23 protein-coding genes and 3 pseudogenes are annotated in these 26,516 nt (G+C 64.0%); 9 read left to right on the forward strand and 17 right to left on the reverse strand.

All coding sequences use genetic code 11. The features are described 5' to 3' along the window. The first annotated feature begins 126 nt into the window (after positions 1-126). Together OKW44_RS30715 and OKW44_RS30720 are read left to right on the forward strand one after the other, a co-directional pair. A complete protein-coding gene (locus tag OKW44_RS30715; protein WP_018418696.1) occupies positions 127-879 on the forward strand; it encodes an IclR family transcriptional regulator domain-containing protein in 753 nt (250 codons plus the stop codon). A 265-nt stretch (positions 880-1,144) separates the two neighbouring features. Continuing rightward, the gene (locus OKW44_RS30720) at positions 1,145-1,354 is read left to right on the forward strand and encodes a hypothetical protein (RefSeq protein WP_018418695.1); all 210 of its coding nucleotides are present in this window, start codon (positions 1,145-1,147) and stop codon (positions 1,352-1,354) included. A gap of 151 nt (positions 1,355-1,505) precedes the next feature. Here OKW44_RS30720 and OKW44_RS30725 read toward each other — a convergent pair whose 3' ends face one another. Next, positions 1,506-1,781, reverse strand: a complete 276-nt coding sequence (locus OKW44_RS30725) for a hypothetical protein (RefSeq protein WP_018418694.1) — start codon at positions 1,779-1,781, stop codon at positions 1,506-1,508. 53 nt (positions 1,782-1,834) lie between these two features. Next, positions 1,835-2,593: a Mut7-C RNAse domain-containing protein gene (locus OKW44_RS30730; protein ID WP_018418693.1), complete on the reverse strand. Its 759-nt coding sequence runs from the start codon at positions 2,591-2,593 to the stop codon at positions 1,835-1,837. A 93-nt stretch (positions 2,594-2,686) separates the two neighbouring features. Here OKW44_RS30730 and OKW44_RS30735 point away from each other — a divergent pair, with 93 nt between their 5' ends. Both OKW44_RS30735 and OKW44_RS30740 read left to right on the forward strand, forming a co-directional pair. Next, on the forward strand, positions 2,687-3,556 hold the full coding sequence (locus OKW44_RS30735; RefSeq protein WP_018418692.1) for an NAD(P)-dependent oxidoreductase: 870 nt from the start codon (positions 2,687-2,689) through the stop codon (positions 3,554-3,556). Positions 3,557-3,662: 106 nt separating this feature from the next. Further along, on the forward strand, positions 3,663-4,298 hold the full coding sequence (locus tag OKW44_RS30740; RefSeq protein WP_018418691.1) for a LysE family translocator: 636 nt from the start codon (positions 3,663-3,665) through the stop codon (positions 4,296-4,298). Between the two features lie 297 nt (positions 4,299-4,595). On the opposite strand, the pseudogene OKW44_RS30745 reads toward OKW44_RS30740, so the two are convergent. The 4 genes and pseudogenes from OKW44_RS30745 to OKW44_RS30760 all read right to left on the reverse strand — a co-directional run. Continuing rightward, positions 4,596-4,856, reverse strand: a pseudogene (locus OKW44_RS30745) (DUF2957 domain-containing protein); the annotation flags it as partial. A 478-nt stretch (positions 4,857-5,334) separates the two neighbouring features. Continuing rightward, positions 5,335-6,282 carry an N-acetyl-gamma-glutamyl-phosphate reductase gene (argC, locus tag OKW44_RS30750; RefSeq protein WP_018418690.1) on the reverse strand — a complete coding sequence of 316 codons (948 nt, stop codon included), beginning with the start codon at positions 6,280-6,282 and terminating at the stop codon, positions 5,335-5,337. Between the two features lie 222 nt (positions 6,283-6,504). Continuing rightward, positions 6,505-7,077 (reverse strand): flavodoxin family protein, encoded by a 573-nt coding sequence (locus OKW44_RS30755; protein ID WP_026225500.1) that lies wholly within the window; start codon positions 7,075-7,077, stop codon positions 6,505-6,507. A 91-nt stretch (positions 7,078-7,168) separates the two neighbouring features. After that, positions 7,169-7,765, reverse strand: a complete 597-nt coding sequence (locus OKW44_RS30760) for a YbhB/YbcL family Raf kinase inhibitor-like protein (RefSeq protein WP_018418688.1) — start codon at positions 7,763-7,765, stop codon at positions 7,169-7,171. Positions 7,766-8,034: 269 nt separating this feature from the next. On the opposite strand from OKW44_RS30760, the gene OKW44_RS30765 reads away from it, so the two are divergent. After that, complete coding sequence (locus OKW44_RS30765; RefSeq protein WP_018418687.1) at positions 8,035-8,715, forward strand: response regulator; 681 nt, start codon at positions 8,035-8,037, stop codon at positions 8,713-8,715. Positions 8,716-8,859: 144 nt separating this feature from the next. Here OKW44_RS30765 and OKW44_RS30770 read toward each other — a convergent pair whose 3' ends face one another. Then, positions 8,860-9,546: an orotate phosphoribosyltransferase gene (locus OKW44_RS30770; protein ID WP_018418686.1), complete on the reverse strand. Its 687-nt coding sequence runs from the start codon at positions 9,544-9,546 to the stop codon at positions 8,860-8,862. A gap of 312 nt (positions 9,547-9,858) precedes the next feature. Here OKW44_RS30770 and OKW44_RS30775 point away from each other — a divergent pair, with 312 nt between their 5' ends. Together OKW44_RS30775 and OKW44_RS30780 are read left to right on the forward strand one after the other, a co-directional pair. Further along, on the forward strand, positions 9,859-11,103 hold the full coding sequence (locus tag OKW44_RS30775; protein ID WP_018418684.1) for an MFS transporter: 1,245 nt from the start codon (positions 9,859-9,861) through the stop codon (positions 11,101-11,103). Positions 11,104-11,464: 361 nt separating this feature from the next. Continuing rightward, positions 11,465-13,747 (forward strand): NADP-dependent malic enzyme, encoded by a 2,283-nt coding sequence (locus OKW44_RS30780; RefSeq protein ID WP_018418683.1) that lies wholly within the window; start codon positions 11,465-11,467, stop codon positions 13,745-13,747. Positions 13,748-13,906: 159 nt separating this feature from the next. On the opposite strand, the pseudogene OKW44_RS30785 reads toward OKW44_RS30780, so the two are convergent. Beyond that, positions 13,907-17,504 (reverse strand): annotated as a pseudogene (locus OKW44_RS30785) (indolepyruvate ferredoxin oxidoreductase family protein). Between the two features lie 386 nt (positions 17,505-17,890). Here OKW44_RS30785 and OKW44_RS30790 point away from each other — a divergent pair. Then, positions 17,891-18,091 (forward strand): hypothetical protein, encoded by a 201-nt coding sequence (locus tag OKW44_RS30790; protein ID WP_018418681.1) that lies wholly within the window; start codon positions 17,891-17,893, stop codon positions 18,089-18,091. A gap of 138 nt (positions 18,092-18,229) precedes the next feature. On the opposite strand, the gene hppD is transcribed toward OKW44_RS30790, so the two are convergent. Then, positions 18,230-19,327 carry a 4-hydroxyphenylpyruvate dioxygenase gene (gene hppD, locus OKW44_RS30795; protein WP_018418680.1) on the reverse strand — a complete coding sequence of 366 codons (1,098 nt, stop codon included), beginning with the start codon at positions 19,325-19,327 and terminating at the stop codon, positions 18,230-18,232. Between the two features lie 189 nt (positions 19,328-19,516). Here hppD and OKW44_RS30800 point away from each other — a divergent pair, with 189 nt between their 5' ends. After that, entirely contained in the window at positions 19,517-20,014 is a 498-nt protein-coding gene (locus tag OKW44_RS30800) for an Lrp/AsnC family transcriptional regulator (RefSeq protein WP_018418679.1), read from the forward strand. A 96-nt stretch (positions 20,015-20,110) separates the two neighbouring features. Here OKW44_RS30800 and OKW44_RS30805 read toward each other — a convergent pair whose 3' ends face one another. The 8 genes and pseudogenes from OKW44_RS30805 to paaA all read right to left on the reverse strand — a co-directional run bounded on the left by OKW44_RS30805 (position 20,111) and on the right by paaA (position 26,502). Beyond that, a complete protein-coding gene (locus tag OKW44_RS30805) occupies positions 20,111-20,779 on the reverse strand; it encodes a GNAT family N-acetyltransferase (protein WP_018418678.1) in 669 nt (222 codons plus the stop codon). A gap of 277 nt (positions 20,780-21,056) precedes the next feature. Then, positions 21,057-21,668, reverse strand: a complete 612-nt coding sequence (locus OKW44_RS30810) for a TetR/AcrR family transcriptional regulator (protein ID WP_018418677.1) — start codon at positions 21,666-21,668, stop codon at positions 21,057-21,059. Positions 21,669-21,685: 17 nt separating this feature from the next. Next, positions 21,686-22,502, reverse strand: a pseudogene (locus tag OKW44_RS30815) (DUF1835 domain-containing protein). 174 nt (positions 22,503-22,676) lie between these two features. Further along, positions 22,677-23,765, reverse strand: coding sequence for a 1,2-phenylacetyl-CoA epoxidase subunit PaaE (paaE, locus tag OKW44_RS30820; protein ID WP_018418674.1), 1,089 nt, complete (start codon positions 23,763-23,765; stop codon positions 22,677-22,679). A gap of 1 nt (position 23,766) precedes the next feature. Next, on the reverse strand, positions 23,767-24,336 hold the full coding sequence (gene paaD / locus OKW44_RS30825; protein WP_018418673.1) for a 1,2-phenylacetyl-CoA epoxidase subunit PaaD: 570 nt from the start codon (positions 24,334-24,336) through the stop codon (positions 23,767-23,769). 7 nt (positions 24,337-24,343) lie between these two features. Then, positions 24,344-25,174 (reverse strand): 1,2-phenylacetyl-CoA epoxidase subunit PaaC, encoded by an 831-nt coding sequence (gene paaC / locus OKW44_RS30830; protein WP_018418672.1) that lies wholly within the window; start codon positions 25,172-25,174, stop codon positions 24,344-24,346. A gap of 8 nt (positions 25,175-25,182) precedes the next feature. Continuing rightward, positions 25,183-25,467 (reverse strand): 1,2-phenylacetyl-CoA epoxidase subunit PaaB, encoded by a 285-nt coding sequence (gene paaB, locus OKW44_RS30835; RefSeq protein ID WP_018418671.1) that lies wholly within the window; start codon positions 25,465-25,467, stop codon positions 25,183-25,185. A 36-nt stretch (positions 25,468-25,503) separates the two neighbouring features. Then, positions 25,504-26,502, reverse strand: a complete 999-nt coding sequence (paaA, locus tag OKW44_RS30840) for a 1,2-phenylacetyl-CoA epoxidase subunit PaaA (protein WP_018418670.1) — start codon at positions 26,500-26,502, stop codon at positions 25,504-25,506. Positions 26,503-26,516 lie beyond the last annotated feature (14 nt).

Raw genomic sequence — 26,516 nt, forward strand, 5'->3', positions numbered from 1 at the left:
CAGGCAAAGCCCGCGAGTCGCGCGATAATCGCGCAACGGCCGTGCGGTCGCCGGCCTGCGGATCGCGATGATCAATCGACTTGCGGACCGGACCGCGATCCCCCGCTCCTTCCACGAGCAAACGAAATGGACGACAAGGACTGGATCGCGGGCGCCGCGAAGGCGCTCGCGATCATCGAAGCATTCGACGAAGAGCACGCGCGCATGACGCCAACGATGGTCGCCGCGCGCGCCGGCCTGTCGCGCACGGCTGCCCGCCGCTATTTGCTGACGCTGCGCGAGCTCGGCTACGTCGACACAGACGGCAAGCTGTTCTGGCTCGCGCCGCGCGTGCTTCGGCTCGGCCAGTCTTACCTCGATTCGGCGCGGCTGCCGCGCACCGTGCAGCCGTTCCTGCAGCGGATTACCGCGACCGTGCAGGAAACCGCGCTGGTCGCGATCCTCGACGAACACGACGTCGTCTACGTCGCGCGCAATGGCGTGAATCGGGCGATGGCGGTCGGCTTCGTGACCGGCTCGCGCGCGCCGGCGCCGTTATCGTCGGCGGGGCTCGTGCTGCTCGCGTTCCAGCCGCCCGACAGCATCGACCCGTGGCTCGCGTCGTATCCGATCAAGGTTTTCACGCCGTACACCTATTCGACGGTCGAACGGCTCAGAGAAGTGCTTGGCGAAATCCGCCGCAACGGCTACGTGGTCACCGACCAGCAGTTGGAGATCGGTGTGCGCGGCGTCGCGGTCCCGCTGCGCGACCGGCACGGTACGGTGGTCGCGGCGATCAGCGTCAGCATGCCGATCGGCGAGGAGTCGGCGAACGCCGCGCTGCACCGCGTTTTGCCGGCGCTGCAGGAGACCGCAAGCCTGTTGCGGAACCTTGTTTGAGCGGCGCGAAGCGGTCGGCGAAGCACGCGGGCGGCGGCTTCACAGGGACTTGGTAGGGTCCGTGATGCGCCTTGCAGGTAGATGAAAGCACGCTGAAAGCAGGCTGTCTCCCGGAAAATACATATCGAGTTTTGCGCATGACAAACCGCCTACGCCTGGGTAATACTCTCCCGCGGGGAGCACAAGGCACCTCGAAGTCCAGCCGCTCTACCGTGCAGCTGTATTCATTCACATTGACTCAGTCGTCTGGTTTGGGGATCAACACATGAAAAAAGTTATCGTCTCGCTCGCAGCCGCTTCGATCGCACTCGTTTCCGTTCAGGCTTTCGCGCAGGCATCGGACGCCGCTGCTAAGGAAGCAGCAAGCGCACCGAAGAAGCACCACATCAAGCAGTTGAAGACCCACGGCAAGAAGGCACACGTTTCCGCCGCAGCTTCGGCAGCAGGCACGAACGACAAGGGCGCGCAGAACTAAGCCAACGCGCGCTCGTCGGACGCGACATAGCGCTGCGCCGCACCGTTTGGCGGTCGGTGCAGCCGGTGGCGGCAGACGCGTTGCCAGCAAAAAGGCCAGAGCTCGCGCTCTGGCCTTTTTGCTTTTGCGGCGGATTTTGCGCGCGGGAAGGTCAGCCCGCGAGCCCGCGCCGGATCACTTCATCCAGCAGCCCGTTCAGGCCGTCCGGATGACTGGCGGCGCGCGTTTTCAGCTCCTCCACCAACTCGCCGTTGAGCTTGCACGCAAACGGGACGAGGCCTTGCGCCTGATCGAGCTTGCGCTGCTCGCGCCGGTCGATCTTCGGCTCGGTCGCCGCGTTCTTGCCGCCGCGGTTAGCGGTCGCCTGTTTCATCGCGTTGCCCAGTTTCAGCGCCTTGTTCTTTTCAAGGTCGGTTTTTTTCATCATCGGAAAGGCCTCTGCCAAATAGATTAACCCGCATTGTACGCAAGCGCGGGGCGTCAGCCGACACGGTCCGGTGCGCCGGCGGAGACGCTGTCCATCAACGCGCGCATCCTCTGCCAATGCGTGCCTTCCCAGAACACGCGTCGGCATACATCGCAGGTCACGAAGCGGCTGTGCCGCTGCAGCACGCCGCGCGGCACGCGCGGGCCGGCTTCCTCGCGTGCGATGCGTCGCAGCGGCGCGTTGCATACGAGGCATAGTCGAAACGGTTGCGCGCTGCGCGCGAGGTCGAGCCGCTCGAACACTTCGCGCAGCTGCTCGCGCGGCCGCAGCGCGCGCACGTAGCAGCCATGCGTGATGTTGCGGCGTTTGAGCAGCTCGCGGTCGCGGGTCAGCACGATGCGCTGCTGCGCGGCGGCGAGCGCCTCGATATCGGCGTCGGGAAAGTGGTTGTCGTACAGCGTATCGAAGCCCGCAAGCCGTAGAAGCGGCGCGAGGCCGCCGAGATGCGCATCGGCGATGAAGCGCATCACGCGCAACGGACGCTCGCGCACGCGCAGCAGCGGCTGGATGTCGAGCGCTTCGAATTTCGGATAGACCGCGACGCGGTCGCCGTCGGCGAGCGGATGATCGAAACCGACCGAGTCGCCGTTCACCAGTATCAGCTCTACCTCGGTATGCGGCACACCGAGCACTTCGATCATGTGCTTGGTCGATGCGCCGCGCGCGCAGACGCAGGTGAACGCGCGCCGGCGCAGCGGCCGGGCGATGAAGTCGTTCAGCTCCTCGTAGAAGCGGAATGTCGCGGTGACCATGCCTGCAGTATCGCACCGCTCGGGTTGCGCGTTGTGCTGCGCTTGTCGCATGAGTGTGCTCTACTTCAGGTTCTTTAGAAGACGGAGCGATAGATGGACATCGGTTTTATCGGTCTCGGCGAGATGGGCGCCGCGATGGTTGCAAACATTCTGAAAGCCGGGCACCAGGTGCGCGTGTGGAACCGCTCGCCGGAAAAGGCCCAGGAGCTGGCCGGGCTGGGCGCGCAAGTCGTCGCGACGCCGGCTGAAGCGTTTGCGGGCGACGCCGTGTTCTCGATGCTCGCCGACGATGCCGCGCTGCGCGAAGTCATCACCGCGTCGTTGCTCGAACATGCGCCGCGCGGGCTGATCCACGCGAATATGGCGACGATTTCCGTGGCGCTCGCCGAGGAACTGGCGACCGCGCACGCGTCGCGCGGCGTGCATTACGTCGCCGCACCGGTGCTCGGGCGGCCCGACGTCGCGGCCGCGGGCAAGCTGACGATCGTCGCGGGCGGCCCGGCCGAATCGATCGACCGGATCCAGCCGATTTTCGACGCACTCGGCCAGAAGACCTGGCGCATCGGCTCGCTGCCGCAGCAGGCGAACGTGATGAAGCTGGCCGCGAACTTCATGCTCGGCGCGGCGATCGAGACGCTCGGTGAAGCGGCCGCGCTCGTGACGGGCCACGGCCTCGTGATGCAGGACTTCCTCGACGTGATCACGAGCGGCCTGTTTCCGGGACCGGTGTACTCCGGCTACGGCAAGCTGATTGCCGAGCAGCGCTTCGAGCCGGCTCTGTTCAAGGCGCGTCTGGGACTGAAGGACGTGCGCCTCGCGCTCGCCGCCGCCGATGCGGTGACGACGCCGATGCCGGTCGCGAGCGTGGTTCGGGACAGCCTGATCGAGGCGATCGCGCACGGCGACGGCGAGAAGGATTTCGCGGTGCTGGGTCAGGTCGCGACGCGCCGGGCCGGCCGCTGACGGCGCTGTCGATCGCCGGACGCAAGCGATCGACGCTACGTGGCCGCATGAGTCGCGCTGGGCGGCAAGGCATAATAGCCGCCCGATCCCCCTACACCCGATTTCGATGACTCTGCATACATGGTGGCTGTTCGCCGCCACCGTTTTCGTCGTTTCCGCGATTCCCGGTCCCAACATGCTGCTCGTGATGACGCACGGCGCCCAGAACGGCCTGCGTCGCGCGAGCGCGACGATGGCCGGTTGTCTGTCGGCGCTGGTGCTGATGCTGGCCGTATCGGCGGCGGGGCTCGGCGTGTTTCTGGCGGCATGGCCGACCATGTTCAACGCACTGCGCATGATCGGCGCGGCCTACCTCGTATATCTAGGCATCAAGGCATGGCGCGCGCCGGCCGACGAAACCGCCGCGCACAACGTCGACGACCTGACGGCCAGGCCCGCGCGCTCGCGCTTCGCGCTATTTCGCAACGGCTTTCTGGTCGCGAGCAGCAATCCGAAGGCGATCCTGTTCGCGGCCGCGCTGCTGCCGCAATTCATCGATGCAACCCAGCCGAAGTTGCCGCAGTTCGGCGTGCTGCTCGTGACGTTCGCGTCGATCGAGGTCAGTTGGTATCTGGTGTATGCGGGTTTTGGCACGCGCATCGGCGCCAGGTTGAAGAGCCGCAGCGTCGCGCGGATGTTCAACCGGCTGACGGGCGGTGTATTCGTCGGTTTCGGCGCGATGATGGCGCTGGTGAGGCACTAAGCACCGCGCGTGTCGGCAGACAAGGGAAATTGAGCCGTCCCAATGTGACCGTTGTATGTTTGCAACATCGAGGGTCAACCCTAATTTGCATGTTGCAACGCACCAAGCGGTTTGCTATAGTTCGTCTTGTCTCCTCCATGTCTCCTCTGATATGGATTCAGCCCGCCAACCTAGGTGGGCTTTTTTTTGCCCGGAATTCGCCGCGCGCCCAAAGCGGCGCCGCGACCGCGGAAAATCGGATTCAGAACTTATACGACACGGCGACCGCGAAGCTGCGGCCGTTCGTCGGCGTCGGCGTGTCGCGTCGATATTCAGCTGAACGATTTCACCGCTGCCGGCGCCCCCGAGGTAAGTGCTTTTGACGATGTGCGCGGTGTCGGGGCACAGCGTCGCGGTGCTAGCGCTGGGCGTCCGCGCACCTTGCGTACCGCAACTCGCGCCCGCGTATTACGCCGGTGTGACGGAGCCCGGATTGTCGGCTTTGCCGCCGTCGCAAGCGATAAGAAAAGGTGCTGTGGCAATAGCCATTGCCAGGCCGCGAGTTGTGCCCTGCGACATGCTGCTGTCTCCCTTTATTTAATTGTGCGGAGTCATTTTGCAGTGCATTTATTCGCTGTCAGTTGGAGTGTGGCAATCTAAAAATATCGATTCAAACAGCACGAATTTCAGCGCACGCACTGCACGGGCATGCGCGGCCTTGTTAAACGGAAAAGGATTTTTCACGCTGAACGCGGCATCGTTGTTTCGCCAATACGCTTGCTGGACAAGCGTCGCGGCAAAAAGGCTCTATCATCCTGGCACGCCCATTCGCCAAAAAATTCGGAGCTTCCTATGCGCGGAAAACAATTCAGTGCGATGTAACTAGAGGAATGAATTGCCGACTCGAGTGAAGAATCCGATTTTTATTTCAGGTAATTCGGACGACTACCAGGCAGAAATGTGTTGTATCAATTTTAATGTGCGGGCTTTAAAACAAAAAAGCCGGTCTGTGAAGACCGGCTTTTTTTCGTGGCACCGCGGATGCGGGTCGACTCGCCTAACGCTTCAAACCGGTGTCTTCGGCCGCGCCGATCGCGAGATTCATGCACTGGATCGCCGCACCCGACGCGCCCTTACCGAGATTGTCCAGCCGCGCCACGGTCACGAAGCGCTCTTCGTTGCCGAACACGAACAGGTCGACGCGGTTGGTGTCGTTGTTCGCCTGCACGTCGAAGAAGCCGTTGTCGAGACTCGCGTCGGCGTTGAACGGCGCGACGTGCACGAACGCTTCGCCCGCGTAGTATTCGGCGAACTGAGCCTGCACGTCCTGCGGCGTCGTCTTCTTCGCGAGCTGTCCCGGCGAGAAGTACGTGGTGACCGCGAGGCCCTTGTAGAAGTCGCCGACGATCGGCGTGAAGATCGGCGCCGACTTCAGGCCCGTATGCGTGGCCATTTCCGGCAGGTGCTTGTGCGTGAGGCCGAGCGCGTACGGGCGCGGGCTCCTGAGTCTGTCGTTGCCGCCGGCTTCGTAGTCGGCAATCATCTTCTTGCCGCCGCCGCTGTAGCCAGTGATCGAATAGGCGTGCGCGGCGAACTCGGGTGCGACGACGCCGCCTTCGACGAGCGGTCGCATCGCGAGCACGAACGCCGAGGCGTGGCAGCCCGGCACGGCGATGCGTTTGGCGGTGCGCAGGCGCTCGCGCTGCGAGCGAGCCAGCTCGGGCAGGCCGTAAGCCCAGTCGGGCGAGGTGCGGAACGCGGTGCTCGCATCGATCAGCACCGTGCGGTCGTTCTCGACGAGCGAGGCCGACTCGCGCGAGGCGACATCGGGCAGACACAGGAAGGTGACGTCCGACGCGTTGATGAGACGACGGCGCTCGTCCAGGTCCTTGCGCTTCGCTTCTTCGATACGCAGGATTTCGACGTCGGCGCGCTGCGACAGGTATTCAAAAATTTTCAGGCCGGTCGTGCCTTCCTGTCCGTCGACAAAAACTTTCGTGCTCATCTCGATCTCACTCGCTGGAAACGGGGCGCGACGCCGCGCCGGAACGTTATTTTAAGACCTCATCGCCGCGACCGTGCGGTGCAGCGCGAAAAAACGACGATGCGCGCACAACGTGACGTCGGCGTGACCCGTTGCGCGGCGAATGCGGGCTGATGACCGAAGATGAACCGCAAATGGGCCGCCACGTCGTTTCGGCGCCGTTCAGCCATTAGCCGCGCGCCGCTACCCGCGCGGCGCGATCCAACGCGCGGTGACACCCGCAATGCGCGCGCCGAACAGGCGCGCGGTTTCGAGATCGCCCGGCGGCGGCGCTTCGTCGGGCGACGCATCGGCCGCCGATTGCGTAAGCAGTCCGGTAAAGCCGCCGACGAAGTTCAGATCGTTGCGCGTCGCGGCCTTCGTGTTCGACGGCATCATGCCGGTGCCGGCCCAGATCATGCTGTGCTGCATCGCCAGTGTGACGAAGTACTGAATGGTCGAGAACTTGTCGCCGTTCATCGTCGCCGAGTTCGTGAAGCCGGCTGCGATCTTGTCTTTCCACGCCTGCGCGAACCACGGTTTCGAACTGGCGTCGGCGAACTTCTTGAAGTCGGCCGACGGACCGCCCATGTAGGTCGGCGCGCCGAAGATCAGCGCGTCGGCGGCGGCGAGTTCGTCCCACGAGGCGTCGTCGAGGTCGCCGACCGGCATCATCTTCGCCTGCGCACCGGCTTCCAGCGCGCCCGCGAGCACGGCTTCGGCGACCTTCTTCGTGTGGCCGTAGCCACTGTGATAAACGATGACGATCTTCGACATGAAGTGCTCCAGCAAAGCGATCGGGAAGGCGAACGGCGCAAGCCAGGCGATGCGGCGCGGCGGCGCCCCATGACGACCGCGATGGCCGCCACTAGCGCCCATAATTGACCACCAGCCGCGCGCTGCCGATCGCGGCCGTGCCGATCTCGTGATCGAACATCAACGCGGGACGTCCTTGCGCGAGACGCAGATCGGCCGAGTTCAGCGCGTACACGGTGATGATATAGCGATGCGGTTTGCCGGGCGGCGGGCACGGGCCGCCATAGCCGTCGGTATCGAAGTCGTTGCGCGCTTCGACCGCGCCGAGCTTGCGCAGGAAACCGGACGAGCTCGCATTCTCGGGCAGGCTGTCGACCGTGGCGGGGATGCCCGCGACCGCCCAGTGCCACCAGCCGCGCCCCGGCGCGTCCTCGTCGAACATCGTGATCGCGAAGCCGCGCGTACCGGCCGGCGCGTCGCGCCATGAGAGCTGCGGTGAACGGTTGCCGCCCTTGCAGTCGTTCCGGTCGAACACCTGCGAATTCTCTACGGTGCCGCCCGCGCGCACGCTCGCGCTCGTCAGCGTGAACGGCTCGTCGGCCCGCGCACCGGCACTATGCGCTGCGAATAGCGCGAGCATCGCGCCGACGGCGAGCGATCGATGCCGCCAAGCTGAAGCCAGCGAAACAACCAGGCAACGCACGCGCATATGCCGGTTCTCCTGTCAGGGTGCGAGGCACGGGTCCTCGCGACGGTCGTTGTCCTGAATTGTGCCCCAAGGTCGAGTCAAGTCTAACATCAGCGCTGATTAGCTCTGCGACGCAATATGTTCGCGTCCCGCGGAATTCGCAGACAGGAAATCAGCTATAGTAAGAGGGTTGTCGCGCGATCCTGACTGTATTTGACTCGTTTTAATAGCGAGCGTCGAAAGCAGTGTTAGAAGTTGTGGAGACCGGTTTATCCGTCCAGAGGAGGGCGATGCAAGTTTCACTCAGGGTCGTGGTGGCAGACGATCATCCGGTTATTCTGTTTGGCGCTGAAAATGCGCTGCTCAAATTTCCCGGTATGCAAGTCGTTGGGCGTGCAAGGCAGTCGACTGAACTTATCAAATTGTTGCAATCCACCGAATGCGACGTGCTCGTCACCGACTTGGCCATGCCGGGCGGTCAGTACGGCGACGGCTTGCAACTCATCGACTATTTGCGCCGCAATTTCCCGAATCTACCGATCGTCGTGCTCACCATGCTCGAGAACGCCGCATTGCTCAAACGGCTCAAGGAACTTGGCGTGACGTCGGTCGTGAACAAATCGGACGATCTCAGCCATATTGCGCTTGCGGTACAACACGTGGGCCGTCGTATGACCTATATGAGTCCGTCGGTGAAGGCGGTGCTCGATGGGTTGCGGGTCAATTCAGCCGGCAAGCGCGACGACTCGAAGCTGTCGCGGCGCGAACTCGAAGTCGTGCGCCTGTTCGTATCGGGTATGACGATCAAGGAAATATCGGGGCGTTTGAATCGCAGCATCAAGACGATCAGCACACAAAAAAACGCGGCCATGCGCAAGCTCGGAATCGATCGCGACTCCCAACTATTCCAGTATGCGCAGAGCAATGGTTTGCTGAATCTTTCGAGTATGGACGTCGCGAACCAGTCCTGATATCGGGCCTCGTTTCGTCCGCCGGGTAATCGGCGATAAACAATCGGCGATAAAAAAAGCCGCCTGTCTCGCAACGGGCGGCTTTTTCATTCGATCCGCATAAAGCGGCTACGTTTTTATTGTCACTGCCTTACCGCGATGGCTTTATTGCGGCGTGGACGTCGCACCGCCATGTGCAGCGGACCACTCGGCCGGCGCATGCAGGAATTTCTCCACTTCGTCGATCGTCTTCGTGTCGAAGTAGTTGTTCTGCTTCGCGACGCGCAGCACGTCCCACCACGTGGCGAGCGCGTGCAGATCGACGTCGATGTCTTTCAGCACCGACACGCTTTCCTTGAAGATGTTGTAGTGGAACAGCACGAAGCAGTGGTTCACCGTCGCGCCGGCGGTGCGCAGCGCGTTGATGAAGTTGATCTTGCTGCGGCTGTCGGTCGTCAGGTCTTCGACGAGCAACACGCGCTGGCCTTCGGTCAGCAGACCTTCGATCTGCGCGTTGCGGCCGAAACCCTTCGGCTTCTTGCGCACGTACTGCATCGGCACCATCAGGCGGTCGGACAGCCATGCCGCGAACGGGATGCCCGCGGTTTCGCCGCCGGCGACCGCGTCGATCTGCTCATAGCCGACGTCGCGCAGGATCGTCGCTTCGGCCATTTCCATCAGGCCGCGGCGCACACGCGGATACGAGATCAGCTTGCGGCAGTCGATATACACCGGGCTCGCCCAGCCGGACGTGAAAATATACGGTTTCTCCGCGTTGAAATGCACTGCTTGCACTTCGAGCAGCATCTTGGCGGTGGTGTCGGAGATCGTCTGGCGATCGAAGCCTGTCATGGGCGGATCCTTCGGAGTGAGCGGGGGAGAAGCGGGCGCTGGGCCCGGTGGCGCAGCAAGCGGGGTATGCCGCGCCATGCTGGGCGGGATACGCGGCCGGGGGAAGAGCACAGACCGGCTTTTGCTGCGCGCGTGGGCCGCTATTTTACCTGAAATGGGTCGCACAGAGGAGGCCGTCATGCGCGGCGGCGCAGCCGGCGGGCGCTTTGGCGCGCGCATCGTCTTGTGACCGGGTGAGGCCACCTTTACACTCACGCGACTTTCCCGGGACGCTTCCCACGCAGCCGCCTTCAGACCTACGGAATGCTTTCAATGAACGCCGCTCCACCCGCCTCCGCCACCGCCACCGAAACCCGCTCCGCCGTCAAACCGGGCTATGCGGGCCGCGCGCTGCTTGCGTCGGTGCTGGGCTATGCGATGGACGGCTTCGATCTGCTGATTCTCGGCTTCATGCTGCCGGTGATCGCCGCCGACCTGCATCTGAGTTCCTCGCAAGCCGGCGCGCTGGTCACATGGACGCTCATCGGTGCGGTGGCGGGCGGCGTGCTCTTCGGCGTGCTCAGCGATTATTTCGGCCGCGTGCGCATGCTGACGTGGACGATCCTGATCTTCGCGGTGTTCACCGGCCTGTGCGCGCTCGCGCAAGGCTACACGGACCTGCTGATCTATCGGACCATCGCCGGGATCGGGCTGGGCGGCGAATTCGGCATCGGTATGACGCTGGTCGCCGAAGCGTGGCCGGCGTCGCAGCGGGCGCGGGTGTCGTCGTATGTCGGGCTCGGCTGGCAGCTTGGCGTGCTGGCGGCCGCCTTACTGACGCCGCTGCTGCTGCCGGTGATCGGCTGGCGCGGCATGTTCGCGCTCGGGCTGCTGCCGGCGGTCGTGTCGTTCTTCGTGCGGCGCCGCGTCGAGGAACCGGCGCTTTTCGACCAACGCGTCGCGCGCGGCATGCGCAAGCTGCCGCTGAAACTGCTGTTCGTCGATGGACGCACGACGCGCGCGAGCCTCGGCGTCACGATCCTGTGCTCGGTGCAGAACTTCGGCTATTACGGGTTGATGATCTGGCTACCTAGCTATCTGTCGAAGACCTTCGGCTACTCGCTGACCAAATCGGGGCTGTGGACCGCCGCGACGATTCTCGGCATGGCGGCCGGCATCTGGCTATTCGGCATCGCCGCCGACCGCTTCGGCCGCAAGCCGACGTTCCTGTTCTACCAGGCGGGCGCCGTCGTCATGGTGTTGGTCTACGCGCAACTGACAACGCCGATGGCGTTGCTGATCGGCGGCGCGGCGATGGGGGTGTTCGTCAACGGCATGATCGGCGGCTACGGCGCGCTGATTTCGGAGCTCTATCCAACCGATGCGCGCGCCACCGCGCAAAACGTGCTGTTCAACGCGGGGCGCGCGGTGGGCGGCTTTGGGCCGGTCGTCGTGGGCGCGCTGGCGGCGCGCTACTCGTTCGGCGCGGCGCTCGCGCTACTGGCGTCGATTTACCTGCTCGACATCCTCGCGACCCTGGTTCTGATACCTGAGCGACGCGGCGTCGAACTCGACTGACCGCGTCGACGAAGCGCGTCCTTCAATCGCTTCGAATACTGCGAATACGTGGACCATGCGGCCCGCATGGCACCCCGTCGCGTGGCGGAAAAGCACATGGCCGGGTCGTGGCGACGCAGCGTCCTGAGCGCCTGTTTCGCTAATGGCGAGTCCTGATAACCACTCAGTGCATCGACACGTCCGGGGTGTACACTGATCGACCCGCGAAGCACTCCACATCGTCCGTCTTCGTCGAGGTAAGCCGTCGTGCCTGACCGGGCGCGTGCGAAAACCGCCTCGGCCGGCTATCCGTCCGACAGATGAAAGCGCTGCAACGGTGTGTGTCGCCGGGCCCAATCACTTACGTTTCGCAGGCCTAGAAATGGACGAACAACTCAAGCAAAGCGCTCTCGCATATCACCAGAATCCGAAACCTGGCAAGATTTCGGTGACGCCCACCAAGCCGCTGTCGAACCAGCTGGATTTGTCGCTCGCGTATTCGCCGGGTGTGGCGGCAGCCTGTATGGCAATTCACGAGGAACCGCTCGACGCGCAGAAGTACACGTCGCGCGGCAACCTCGTCGGCGTGATCACGAACGGCACCGCGGTGCTCGGCCTCGGCAATATCGGCCCGCTTGCCGCCAAGCCGGTGATGGAAGGCAAGGGCTGTCTGTTCAAGAAATTCGCGGACATCGACGTGTTCGACATCGAGTTGAGCGAATCCGATCCGGACAAGCTCGTCGAGGCGATCGCAATGCTCGAGCCGACGCTCGGCGGCATCAACCTCGAGGACATCAAGGCGCCCGAGTGCTTCTACATCGAGAAGAAGCTGCGCGAGCGTATGAAGATTCCGGTCTTCCACGACGATCAGCACGGCACCGCGATCATCGCGTCGGCGGCGATCCTGAACGGCCTCAAGGTGGTCGGCAAGAGGCTCGACGACGTGAAGCTGGTCTGTTCGGGCGCGGGCGCGGCGGCCATTGCGTGTCTGGATCTGCTCGTCAATCTCGGTCTGTCGAAGAAGAACATCCTCGTCGCCGACTCGAAGGGCGTGATCTACGAAGGGCGCGGCAACCTCGATCCGTCGAAGGAACGCTATGCGGCGCACACCGAAGCGCGCTCGCTCGCCGATGCGATCCGCGGCGCCGACGTGTTCCTCGGCTGCTCGAGCGCCGGCGTGCTAAAGCCGGAAATGGTCGCCGAAATGGGCTCGCAGCCGCTGATTCTCGCGCTCGCGAACCCCGAGCCGGAAATCCGTCCGGAAGAAGCGCGCAAGGTGCGCCCGGACTGCATCATCGCGACCGGCCGGTCGGACTATCCGAACCAGGTCAACAACGTGCTGTGTTTCCCGTTCATCTTCCGCGGCGCGCTCGACGTCGGCGCGACGACGATCACCGAAGAAATGAAGCTCGCGTGCGTGCGCGCGATTGCCGAACTGGCCGAGGAAACCGACCAGGGCGATGAAGTCGCGAAGGCCTACGAAGGCCACTCGCTCGAATTCGGTCCCGAATACCTGATTCCGAAGCCGTTCGATCCACGCCTGATCATCAAGATCGCGCCGGCCGTCGCGCAGGCCGCAATGGACTCGGGCGTCGCGACCCGCCCGATCCAGGACATGGATGCATACCGCGAACAGCTCGGCGCGACCGTCTATCGCTCGGGCATGGTGATGCGGCCGGTGTTCGCGGCGGCAAAGTCGGCACCGGCGCGCATCGTGTTCGCGGAAGGCGAAGACGAGCGCGTGCTGCGCGCCGCGCAGTTCGTGCTGCTCGAAAAGATCGCCAAGCCGATCCTGGTCGGCCGTCCGTCCGTGATCGAGATGCGTCTGAAGAAGATGGGCTCGAAGCTCAAGTGCGGCGAAGACGTCGAGATCGTCGATCCGGAAGACGATCCGCGCTATCACAAGTGCTGGCAGGCGTATCACGAACTCGGCGCGCGCGAAGGCGTGACGCCGGACGTCGCGAAGGCCGCGATGCGCAAGTTCAACACGCTGATCGGCGCGATCCTCGTGCGCCTTGGCGAAGCGGACGGCATGATCTGCGGCATGATCGGCCAGTACCACACGCATCTGAACTTCATCGAGCAGGTGCTCGGCAAGGCCGACGACGTAGAGAATTTTGCCGCGATGAACCTGCTGATGCTGCCGGGCCGCAACATGTTCATCTGCGACACGTACGTGAACGAAGTGCCGACGGCCGAGCAGCTCGCCGACATGACGATGCTCGCCGCGCGCGAAATCGAGAAGTTCGGCATCACGCCGAAGGTCGCGCTGCTGTCGAACTCGAACTTCGGCAGCGCGCCGTCGTCGTCGTCGCAGCGCATGGCCGCGGCGCGCAAGCTGATCACGCAACGCGCGCCGTCGCTCGAAATCGACGGTGAAATGCACGGCGACGCGGCGCTGTCGGAGACGATCCGCAAGGCCGCGTTCCCGGGCACGACACTCGCCGGCGAGGCGAATCTGCTGATCATGCCGAACGTCGAAGCGGCGAACATCGCGTACAACCTGCTGAAGGTCGTGGGCGGCGAGGGTGTGACGGTCGGACCGTTCCTGCTGGGTGCGGAAAAGCCGGTGCATATCCTGACGCCGGCCGCGACCGTGCGCCGGATCATCAACATGACAGCGGTCGCTTCGGCGAACGCGCGCAAGTCGGTGAACGCGAAGTAACGTGCGTCACGTGAGGTTGGCGCGGGCGCAGCAGTAACGCGCGCGCGGCGGCCTAGGCAGAAGCGCTACGGAACTGCGGTTCCGTAGCGTTTTTTTGCGCCTGAAAAAAAGCGGCGGTCCGTGCAGACCGCCGCTTTTCGGTTCAGCTGGGAGAGTCGATCAAGCCGCGTGCTGCGTCTTGCCCGCATTCGGCGAACGCCAACGCGCGAGCAGCTCGTTCCACTTGATGCGCACGCCTTTCAGGTTGTTTTCCTTCACATGCCCATAGCCGCGGATGCCGTCGGGCAGATCCGCTAGCTCGACCGCGAGATCGCGTTTCTGAGAAGTCAGCCCGCCGATCAGCTCACGCACCAATGCCTCGTATTCACCGATCAGCGCGCGCTCGGTGCGACGCTCCTCGGTGTTGCCGAATACGTCGAACGCGGTGCCGCGCAGGAACTTGAGTTTCGCGAGCACGTGCATCGCGCGGAACATCCACGGACCGTACTTCTTCTTCACCAGATGGCCGTGCGCGTCCTTCTTCGATAGCGTCGGCGGCGCGAGATGCAGGTGCAGCTTCCAGTCGCCTTCGAACGTCGCGTTCAGTTTTTCGATGAACGCCGGGTCGCTGTACAGACGCGCGACTTCGTATTCGTCCTTGTACGCCATCAGCTTGTGCAGGTTCTTCGCGACCGCCTCGGTCAGCGGCATTTGGCCGTCGGCGGCATCGAGCGCTTCTTCCGCGGCCCGCACCTGCGACACCAGCGCGCGATAGCGCTCCGCGTACGCACGGTTCTGCCAGGCCGTCAGATAGTCGGCGCGCTTGTCGATCAGCGTGTCGAGCGCCTTCGGCGTATGCAGCGCGATGATCTTGCCGCCCGCGCTGTCGGCCGGATCGCCGCATCCCTGCGTTTGCGCGAGCTTGCGTACCGCAGCCAGATCGTGCGCGGCACGCCGGCCCCATTCGAACGCCGCGAGGTTCTTGTCCACCTGCACGTTGTTCAGCTCGATCGCGCGAATCAGCGACTCGTGCGTGAGCGGCACCCAGCCGCGCTGCCACGCATAGCCGAGCACGAACGGGTTCGTGTAGATCGCGTCGCCGAGCAGCGCGACGGCGAAGTGATTCGCGTCGACAGTCGAGACATTGTCATTGCCGGCCGCGGCGCGCACGTCCGCTTCGGTGCTGCTGCCGGGGAAGCGCCAGTTCGGGTTCTTGATCAGCTCGGCCGTCGGCGTGTGCGCGCTGTTCAGCACGACGCGCGTGCGATCCGCGTGCATCCGCGACACGCATTCGTCGCTGGCGGTGACGATCGCGTCGCAGCCGATCACGAGGCTCGCTTCGCCCATTGCGATGCGGGTCGCGTGGATGTCGGCGGGCTGCTTCGCGATCTGCACGTGGCTCATCACGGCGCCGCCTTTCTGCGCGAGGCCGGTGACGTCGAGCACCGTGACGCCCTTGTTCTCGAGATGTGCGGCCATGCCGAGCAGCGCGCCGATCGTGACGACGCCCGTGCCGCCGACGCCCGTCACCAGAACGCCGTACGGACGGTCGATGGACGGCAACTCGGGGTCCGGCACCGGCGGCATTTCGGCGCCGGCGCTCGACGCCGCCTTCGGCTTGCGCAACTGGCCGCCTTCAACGGAGACGAAGCTCGGGCAGAAGCCGTTCACGCACGAGAAGTCCTTGTTGCAGGTCGACTGGTTGATCTGGCGCTTCGTGCCGTACTCAGTATCGAGCGGTTCGACCGACAGGCAGTTCGACTTCACCGAGCAGTCGCCGCAGCCTTCGCACACCGCTTCGTTGATCACGACGCGCCGTGCAGGATCGGGATACGCGCCGCGTTTCCTGCGACGGCGCTTTTCGGTCGCGCAGGTCTGGTCGTAGATCAGGATCGTGGTGCCCGGAACCTCGCGCAGCTGACGCTGCACGTCGTCGAGCTGGTCGCGGTGGTGAATGTCGACGCCGGGCGCGAGGCCGACGTTTGCCGCGTACTTCTCCGGCTCATCGGTGACGATGACGATCTTCGCCGCGCCTTCGGCGGCGAGCTGATGCGTGATCTGCGGCACGCTCAGCACGCCATCGACCGGCTGGCCGCCCGTCATCGCGACCCGCGTCGTTGTACAGCAGCTTGTAGGTGATGTTCGCCTTCGACGCGATCGCCGCGCGAATTGCGAGCAGCCCCGAGTGGAAGTAGGTGCCGTCGCCGAGATTGGCGAACACGTGCTTGTCGTTCGTGAACGGCGCCTGGCCAATCCACGCGACGCCTTCGCCGCCCATCTGGCTGAACGTGCTGGTGCTGCGATCCATCCAGACCGTCATGTAATGACAGCCGATGCCGGCCATCGCGCGCGAGCCTTCCGGCACGTTGGTCGACGTGTTGTGCGGGCAGCCCGAGCAGAACCACGGCTTGCGCTCGACTTCGACGCGCGGCCGCGCGAGCGCCTTTTCCTTGGCCTCGATCACCGCGATGCGCGCGGCAATGCGGGCGCGCACATCCGATGGCAGATCGAACTTGTCGAGCCGCGTGGCGATCGCCTTCGCAATGATCGCGGGCGACAGCTCATAGTGCGCCGGCAGCAGCCAGTTGCCCATCGGCACCGACCATTCGCCGCCCGCGCCGTCCTTTTCGTCGAACTTGCCGAATACGCGCGGGCGCTGCGCGTCGGGCCAGTTGTACAGCTCTTCCTTGATCGCGTATTCGAGGATCTGGCGCTTTTCCTCGACCACCAGAATTTCGTCGAGACCGCGCGCGAAGGCCTGCGCGCCTTGCGCCTCGAGCGGCCACACACAGCCGACCTTGTACAGCCGGATGCCGATGCGCGAGCAGGTTTCGTCGTCGAGACCGAGGTCGGTCAGCGCCTGACGCACGTCGAGATAGGCCTTGCCGCCGGTCATGATGCCGAAGCGCGCATGCGGCGAATCGATTTCGACGCGGTCGAGTTTGTTCGCTCGCACGTAGGCGAGGCCCGCGTACCACTTGTAGTCGAGCAGACGCGCTTCCTGCACGAGCGGCGGATCGGGCCAGCGGATGTTCAGCCCACCGTCGGGCATCACGAAGTCTTCCGGCAGGATGATGTTGGTGCGGTGCGGATCGATATCGACCGATGCGGACGATTCGACCACGTCGGTCACGCACTTCATCGCGACCCAGAGGCCGGAGTAGCGGCTCATCGCCCAGCCGTGCAGGCCGAAGTCCAGATATTCCTGCACGTTCGACGGAAACAGCACCGGCAGCCCGCATGCCTTGAAGATGTGTTCGGACTGATGCGCGAGTGTCGAGGATTTGGCCGCGTGATCGTCGCCGGCGAGCACGAGAACGCCGCCGTGCCGCGACGAGCCGGCCGAGTTGCCGTGCTTGAAGACGTCACCTGACCGGTCGACGCCGGGGCCCTTGCCGTACCACATCGAAAACACGCCGTCGTATTTGGCGCTCGGGTACAGATTGACTTGCTGCGAACCCCACACCGCGGTGGCCGCGAGGTCTTCATTGACGCCGGGCTGGAACACGACCTGGTGCGCGGCCAGATGCTTTTTCGCTTTCCACAGCGACTGGTCGAGCCCGCCGAGCGGCGATCCGCGGTAGCCGGAGATGAAGCCGGCCGTGTTGAGGCCGGCGGCGCGGTCACGTTCCTGCTGCAGCATCGGCAGACGCACCAGCGCCTGGATGCCGCTCATGTACGCGCGGCCGCGATCGAGGGTGTATTTGTCGTCGAGCGTGACGGAAGACAACGCGGCTTCGAGCGAGGCTCGCTGACCTGCGTCTAGCGGGGCATTCATTATGTGTACTCCTCCACTTCAGCTTGGGATCACCAAAACTTTTCTGGCCCCGGCATCTCGTGAATGCTGGGGCCGGGGTCGTCATATTGACGGGTTTTAAGCGATGGTAGCACTGGTGGAAACCCGCCGCAGCGGATCAAAAATCGCCCGCGCACGATCTGATTTCGGCCGGTTCCGCGACGAGTTGCCTATATGTTGTCGGCAGTTGTCGCGGATTTCCGCCGGAATGGAGTCGTATTGCGCCTGCGCGTGTAACAAGCTGTAAAACCTACAAATTTGCGGAACCGCAGTGAAAACCACTGTCTAACCCCGACCTGCGAGCGATGCCGAACGCCGCGCATTCTGTGCAGCTTCTGGACAGCAGGGCAGTTAGAAAAGGAGTACGCATGAACACAAGAAACATCCAGACCTTCCTGATGGTTTCCGCCGCTTTCTTCGCGATGAGCGCGCCGGTGCGCTCGAATCCGGGCAGCACGGGGGCACTGTCGAACGCGATCATCCGCACGGCGCAGGTGGCGCCGGCGCGTCGGGGAAAGGCGCGGGTCGACGGTGCGATCGGCAGCGATCTGTACAGGCAGAATTCATGACGCACCGCATCGCGCGCGTCTAACGACGACCGGCCGCCGTTCCGAAGAGAGCGGCGGCGTTGCAACGTAAAAGGGCGAGGATCCTGCGATCCTCGCCCTTTTTTCTGCTGCGCGCCGATCACGCGCGAGTCTCCGTGGTCAAGTCTTGTCCTGCACGACGCCGCGGCGAATCTGATCGAGCTCGATCGATTCGAACAGCGCCTTGAAGTTGCCTTCGCCGAAGCCCTGGTTGCCCTTGCGCTGAATGATCTCGAAGAAGACCGGGCCGATCTGGTTTTCGGTGAAGATCTGCAGCAGCAGATCGTCCGGTGCGCCGTCGATCAGGATCTTGCGCTTGCGCAGTTCGTCGAGCGGCTCGCCATGATTCGGCACGCGTCGGTCGACGAGTTCGTAGTACGTGTCGATTGTGTCGAGCAGTGAAATGTCCGATGCGCGCAGGCCGTCGACCGTGCGGTAGATGTCGCTGGTGCCGAGCGCGATGTGCTGGATGCCTTCGCCGTGGTACGCGTCCAGATATTCCTGGATCTGACCGGCGGTGTCCGAGCCTTCCTCGTTGATCGGAATGCGAATCTTGCCGCACGGCGAGGTCATCGCCTTCGACTTGACGCCCGTCACCTTGCCCTCGATGTCGAAGTAGCGCACCTCGCGGAAGTTGAACAGGCGCTCGTAGAACTCCGCCCACTCCTGCATGCGTCCGCGATGCACGTTGTGCGTCAGGTGGTCGATATAGGTCAGGCCGTGGCCGACCGGGTTCGGGTACGCGCCCGGAATCGGCTCGAAGTCGACGTCGTAAATTTCGATGTCACCGATGCTGTTCGGCGCCGCGCCGTTCTTGCCGCGCCAGCGGTCGACGAAATAGATCAGCGAATCGCCAATGCCCTTGATCGCCGGGATGTTCAGCTCCATCGGGCCGGTCTTGTTGTCGAAACCCCATGCGCCCTTTTCGAGCGCCTGGCTATACGCCTTCGCAGCGTCCTGTACGCGAAACGCAATCGCGCAGATCGACGGGCCATGCAAGCGCGCGAAGCGCTGCGCAAACGAATGCTTCTCCGCGTTGACGATGAAGTTGATGTCGCCCTGACGATACAGCGTCACGTCCTTATGACGATGCCTCGCGACGGCCGTGAAGCCCATCCGTTCGAACAGCTTGCCGAGCGCTATCGGGTCCGGCGCCGTGTATTCGATGAATTCGAAGCCGTCGGTGCCGACCGGGTTTTCCCAAGTAGAAACCTGCATTGTCTGTCTCCAATCCCATGCAAGAGGGTTGCCGAGGCGCGCTGGTGGTGAGCGCGCGGGACGGTCGGCTGGGCGCGACCGGATAGGGCGAGTGTAGGACTGAGATGAAGGCAAATACTTGCGAACTTAATTGCGCGTCGCTACGCTGGAGCCAGTTTATGGCTTTATTCAGCGGATACGCGGCAGAACATGGCTAATAACGGGATAGACGCGATCGATCGACGCATTCTGACGATCCTTCAGGAGAATGGCCGGCTGTCGAATCAGGAGATAGCGGAACGGATCAATCTGTCGCCGAGTCCGTGCCTGCGGCGGATTCGCCGGCTCGAGGAAAGCGGCGTGATTCGCGGCTATGTCGCGCTGCTCGACGCGCAACGTCTCGGGCTTGACCTGCTCGCGTATGTCAGCGTGCGGCTGGAGAAGGGTGGCGGTCGCGCATTCAGTCCGCATGGCGAGGCCACGCACGCCGATCTGTTCGGCGCGGCCGTGCAGACGTGGCCCGAAGTTGTCGCATGTCACGCGATGACGGGTGAGATGGATTACCTGCTGCGCGTCCAGGTGGAGGACATGGCGCACTTTTCACGCTTCGTGCAGGATCAATTGCTGCGGCATCCATCGGTGATCGATGTGAAATCGAGCTTTTCGCTAGAAAGGATCAAGGAAACGACAGCGCTGCCCATTTTGTAGCTTCACGCGCACGGTCCTACGTGTGGCGTTGATTGGGTGCAGACAGAAAAAAGGCGACCTTGCGGCCGCCCCATCTCATTTCCCCGTAGCGATTATTCAGGCAGCGACAGCCACCGGCATGAACGACTCGAACAGTCGCGATGCCTGGCGTGCGTGGCGCTTGAGCGCGTAATCGAACACGGCGGCCTGCTCCTGCAGCATTTCCGCGAGGATGCTCGACTGATCGGCCGGCGACAGCGTCAGATATGCGTCGGCTTCGCCATACGCGTACTCGATCTTCATGCCGGCCTTCCTGGCGATGTGCATCATGGTCGAATTGCGCGCCAGGCAGTGGATGTACAGCGTCGTCACATGCGTGTTGCGGCTGCGGATCGCGGCGCGCTCGAATAGCTTCGAGCCGATACCGATGCCGCGTGCGCTTTCGAGCACGGAGACGCCGAATTCGGCGGTGCGCTTGTTGCCTTCGGCCGGCAGGTAGGCCAGATGGCCGACGCCGCTCAGTTCCAGCTTGCTGTTGAACACGCCGAACACGGTGTCGCGCGTGAAGTCGATCGCGCGCACGTAGTTTTCGATCACATGATTCGGCACGACCTGGCCGAAGCGCAGCAGACGGTCTTCTTCGTCGAGCGCGAGGAAGTGAGCAAGCAGGCGTTCGCGATCGGCGGCGGTGAGTTCACGGACCAGAACGTGCGCGCGTCCAGCAGGCGGCAACGCGCGATCGTTCGACGCGATCGGCTTCGTGTTGCGATGGGTCAGCATGTTCATGGTCGGGTTCTCCTTTTAATCAGGCGGCGTTGTGCACCGCAAAACCGATTTTAACGGAAACCTAAGCCATTCCCTAGGGAAAACCCGTATCAAAAATCGAGGTGAATACCTGGAACGCTGGAGCCCTCAATTTAATTAATTGATTTTAAACATGAACTTAAACTGATCGCACGTTCGTGACACGATGCCGCATGGATTCCCTGCGCTGATTTATCTGGTCTGCATGTTGTTGCTTTGCAACATCCGTGCGCGGGTTGCGATCTGTTCAGACCGTCGTCTACCTGGCCGGCGCGCTGCCGAGACCATGCTCGACCATGCCGACCACCTGCTCGGCGAACTCGCGATAGCCCATCCGGCCGTCCGGCTTGAGCCACGTGAACGTCCAGTTGATCATGCCGAACACCATCATCGTCAGCGCGGTCTGGTTGTCGCGTGTCGCCCGTTCGGGATAGGCGCGCACGAGCTGCCGCGCGAAGGCGGCGACTACGTCGCGCTGACGGTTCAGGATGATCTCGCGCTGCGAATCGACCAGATACTTGACATCGTTCAGCAGCGCGACGTGCCGGCTGTGCGACGTCTCATACTCGGACAGGAACGCGCGGATCAGCTCCGCGAAGGTTTCACGCTCGCTCAGTTCGCGCCGCTGGCTCGATCCTTCCACCTCGGCGATGATCAGCATCAGGCGCTTCGTGTAGCGATCGAGCAGATCGAACAGGATTGCTTCCTTGCTCTCGTAATAGTGATAGAGGCGCGCTTTCGAGGTGCCGCTCGCCGCGGCAAGATCGGCCATCGACGTGCTTGGATAGCTGGTCTGCGCAAACTTCGCGGCGGCCAGTTCGAGAATCTGCTCGCGTTGGGTTTCGTGGTCGGGGGCTCGTGTGCGGGCCATGTTCGTCGGTTCTTATCTTATTGGGGTGAGCAGGGGGCGGATGCCGCGCGCAGTTCGAGCGAGCGCCATTCGTTCGCGTCGCCGCGCAGGCGGATGCGCCGCAGCGCCGCGAGTTCGCGCATGCGCCACAGCACGATGCTGTCGCTGACGAGGAACCACAACCCGGCGGTCATCACGTAGGCGGCGACGCGCGCGGCGGGCTGCCAGTCGTCGGTTGCGCGTTCGAGGATCAGCGCGTCGATTTCGGCAACGCTGCCGCTCGTGAAGGTGTTGGCACGCCAGCGCCGCGTCTCGCCGTTCGCCTGTTTGACCTCCTGCCATTCGAGCGCGAGCCGGCTGATGCGCAGCACGGAAATCGGCGCGGCGTCCGGCAGGTGTGTCTGCAATACGTCCGGCGCAAACATGCCGACCGATGTCGCGCGATCCTTGCGGGTAATGCGCCCACGCTTGCGGATCGGTGAGGTCGGCAATCGACAGACGCACCTCGTTCAAACGTTGCGGGCTGTTGCGCACCAGGTAGCAGACGCGTCGCAGCATCAGTTGATCGGACGCGCTTTCGCCGTGCCACACCACGAGATTCGCGGTGCTGCTGGCGAGGCCGTCGAGCACCGCGGCCTGTTCGCGGAACTCGCGCACGAAGTCGCGTTGCGTGTCGGCGCTGACGCGTTCCCAGAAGTCGGCGCGCACGTGCGGAGCGTCGTCGACGCCGCGTAACGGGCCGACCGCCAGATCGTCCCGCAGCGGCTGCACGCGATCGTCGCGGCCCGCCTGGTCCAGCGCGGTACGCAGCGACTCGGCGGCGACATCGCCGTTGGTGAGGTGAATCGTGCTCATGGGCAAGGGCTTGCAGTGACGCCAGCAGCTGTAACAAAAAGAGGCCGCTCGCCGACTGGAACCCGATGTCCCGATCGATGAGCGGCCCCTAGTTTAAGCGGATCGCGAAACGGCCGAAAGCGGTGGCGGACGTCAGAGGAGGGCAGTCCGTACCTAGCCACGAAAGCACTCGACTCAACGTTCGTCGTAACTGACGACGACCTTGTCGCTAACCGGATGACACTGACATGTCAGCACGAACCCGTCGCGGACCTCGTGCTCTTCGAGCGTGTAGTTCTTTTCCATCTTCACTTCGCCCTCGAGCACCTTCGCGCGACAGGTGCAGCACACACCGCCCTTGCACGCATACGGCAGCGCGAGACCGGCGCGCAGCCCGACGTCGAGCACGCTCGCGCCCTGATACGGTAGGCGCAGCTTGCGCCGCTTGCCGTCGAGCACGATTTCGAGGTCGGCAGCGGGGGTGTCCGCGGTGATCTCGACGGGCGGCACGCCCGCCTGCGGCAGCGGCGTGCCGAAGCGCTCGACGTGCACCTTGGCGGGCGGCACGCCGGCTGCCTTGAGCGCGGCCTCGGCCGCGTCCATCATCGGTGCGGGGCCGCAGATGAACGCTTCGTCGATTGCGTCGGCCGGCAGGAGCTGCTCGATGAACGCCGCGCATTTTTCCTGGTCGAGCACGCCGTTAAACAGCTCGACGTCCTGCAGGTCGTCCGACAGCACGTGATACAGCACGAAGCGGTTCATGAAGCGGTTCTTCAGATCCTCGAGCTCCTCGGCGAACATGATCTGGTCGACGCTGCGGTTGCCGTAGACGAGCGTGAAGGTGCTGCGCGGCTCGACTTCGAGCGTCGTCTTGATGATCGCGAGCACCGGCGTGATGCCCGAGCCGCCCGAGAAGGCGAGGTACTGCTGCCCCTGTTCCGCGTTCAGGTGCGTGAAGAAACGGCCGTCGGGCGTCATCACGTCGATCGTGTGGCCGGGCTGCAGCGTGTCGAACGCGAAGTTCGAGAAACGCCCGCCGCGCACGCGCTTGATGCCGATGCGCAACTCGCCGTCGCGATCGTAGTCGGTGACGCCCACGCAGATCGAATACGAACGGCGCGTTTCCTCACCTTCAATATGCGTCTTCAGCGTGACGAACTGGCCCTGCGTGAAGCGATAGTGGTCGCGCAGTTCGGGCGGGACTTCGAAGGCGACCGAGACCGCATCGGCGGTTTCGGGGCGCACTTCGCGGATACGCAGCGGATGGAATTGCGGGGTGGCCATATCAGTACGGTTTGAAGTAGTCGAAGGGTTCGCGGCAGTCGAGGCAGCGATACAGGGCCTTGCAGGCGGTCGAGCCGAATTGCGCGAGCCGCTCGGTGTGCGCCGAGCCGCAACGCGGGCAGCCTGGGGCCGGCAGCGCGCGCGGCACGAAGCGCAGGACTTTCTCCTGCGACGCTGACGTCGCGGCTGAACCGCAGTTGCCCGTCGGCGGCGCGATGCCGTAGACGCGCAGTTTTTCGCGGGCTTCGGCCGTGATCCAGTCGGTGGTCCACGCCGGCGCGAGCACGGTGGCGACGCGGTATGGCATGAGCTGCGCGGCCTCGAGCGCACGGCCGATGTCTTCGGCAATCTGCGACATCGCCGGGCAGCCCGAGTAGGTCGGCGTGATCACGACTTCGAGCGCGCCGTCGGCGGCGCGTCGCACGTCGCGCAGGATGCCGAGTTCGCGGATCGACACCACCGGGATCTCCGGGTCGGGTACCGCTTCGAGCACGGTCCATGCGCGGGTGAACGCGGCGTCGGTCGTGGCAGCGGCGGCGTTCGCGGGCTGCGGGGCGGTCGAGGTCGTCATCGCGTACTCACCAGCTGGCGCCCGGATGCTGGCGCGCGAGGCTCTGCATTTGCGCGAGCACGAAACCCATGTGCTCCGAATGCTCGCCGTGCTTGCCCGTGCTCACGTGCCGCAGCGCCGCGGGCAGCGTCAGCGTGGCCTGGTCGAGCGTGGCGCGCACGTCGTCGAGCCACGCGGCTTCCAGCGCCGAGGTGCGCGGGCCGATGCGGGCCGCGGCGACCGCGTCTTCCACTGCGTCCGCGCTGAAGAACTCGTACGTGTACGGCATCAGATAGTCGAGCGCGGCCTGCGCGCGACGGTGCGATTCGTCGGTGCCGTCGCCGAAACGGATCAGCCACTCGCTCGCGTGATGCGCGTGGTACTGCGTTTCCTTGATCGACTTCGCGGCAATCGCGGCGAGCTGCCCGTCGCTGGAGCCCGTCAGTGCACCCCACAGATGCATCATCAGCGTCGCGTACAGGAAGTTGCGCACGATCGTCACCGCGTAATCCTTCTCGGCCTGCGCGGTGCCGGCGAGCGGCCCGTAATGCGGCAGCTCGGCGAGCGTGTAGTTCGCGAATTCGCGCTCGGCGCGGAAGTACGCGTAGTCGTCTTCAGTGCGCTGACGGCCGGTGAGCTGCGCTTCGAGCTCGGCCGCGTGCGTGTACAGCAGGCGCGCCTGGCCGATCAGGTCGAGGCTCATGTTCGACAGCGCGATGTCCTCTTCGAGGACCGGGCCGTGGCCGCACCACTCGGTGTTGCGCTGGCCGAGGATCAGCGCAGTATCCGCAAGGCGCAGCACGTACTGGAGATGTTCGGGCGTCGTGGACGTAGTGGGCGTAATGGACGTAGTGGTCATGGCCGCGCTTACATGTGGTTGACTTCGTCGGGGAGCGTGTAGAACGTCGGGTGGCGATAGATCTTGTCGCCCGCCGGTTCGAACAGCTCGGCCTTCTCGTGCGGCGCCGAGGCCGTGATCGCCGAGGACGGCACCACCCAGATGCTCACACCTTCCTGGCGGCGCGTGTAGACGTCGCGCGCCATGCGCAGCGCCATCGGCGCGTCGGCGGCATGCAGACTGCCGCAGTGTTTATGGTCGAGTCCCTGCTTGCTGCGCACGAACACTTCCCAAATCGGCCATTCCTTGTTCATTGCTGATCTCCTGATTCCTTTGATGTGCGGTGCCACTCAGGCGGCGTGCTGTTGCGCGCGCTGGCGCTGCTTGTCCGCGTGGGCGAGCGCGGCTTCGCGTACCCAGGCGCCGTCTTCATGGGCCTTCACGCGGGTCGCGAGGCGCTCGCGGTTGCACGGGCCGTCGCCATTGACGACGCGCCAGAACTCTTCCCAGTCGATGTCGCCGTAGTCGTAGTGGCCGCGCGCCTCGTTCCATTTGAGGTCCGCGTCGGGCAGCGTGACGCCGAGCACCTTCGCCTGCTCGACGGTCGCGTCGACGAATTTCTGGCGCAGGTCGTCGTTGGTGATGCGCTTGATGCCCCATCTGGCCGACTGGTTGCTGTGGACCGAGTCCTTGTCGCTCGGGCCGAACATCATCAGCACCGGCCACCACCAGCGATTCACCGCCTGCTGGACCAGCTCGCGCTGCGCTTCGGTGCCGGCCATCATCGCGAGCAGCGCGTCGAAGCCCTGGCGCTGATGGAACGACTCTTCCTTGCAGATACGGATCATCGCGCGGGCGTACGGGCCGTACGTGCAGCGGCACAGCGGGATCTGGTTCATGATCGCCGCGCCGTCGACGAGCCAGCCGATCACGCCGACGTCGGCCCACGTGGGCGTCGGGTAGTTGAAGATGCTCGAATACTTGGCCTTGCCCGCGTGCAGCGCGTCGATCAGCTGCTCGCGCGACACGCCGAGCGTTTCTGCGGCGCTATACAGATAGAGGCCGTGGCCGGCTTCGTCCTGCACCTTGGCGATCAGGATCGCCTTGCGCTTGAGGCTCGGCGCGCGCGTGATCCAGTTGCCCTCGGGCAGCATGCCGACGATCTCCGAGTGCGCATGCTGCGAGATCTGCCGCACCAGCGTTTTGCGGTACGCGTCAGGCATCCAGTCCTGCGGCTCGATCTTGCCGTCGGCGGTCATGACCGCGTCGAAGCGAGCCTGTTCGGGCGAATTCGCGTCCGCGTCCAGCGGGGCGACGTTGCCGGGGATATCGAGGGATTGGGTGTACATGAGGGACGCTCTCT

The organism is Paraburkholderia lebeckiae (genome assembly GCF_050436325.1).
Classification (GTDB): Bacteria; Pseudomonadota; Gammaproteobacteria; order Burkholderiales; family Burkholderiaceae; genus Paraburkholderia; species Paraburkholderia tuberum.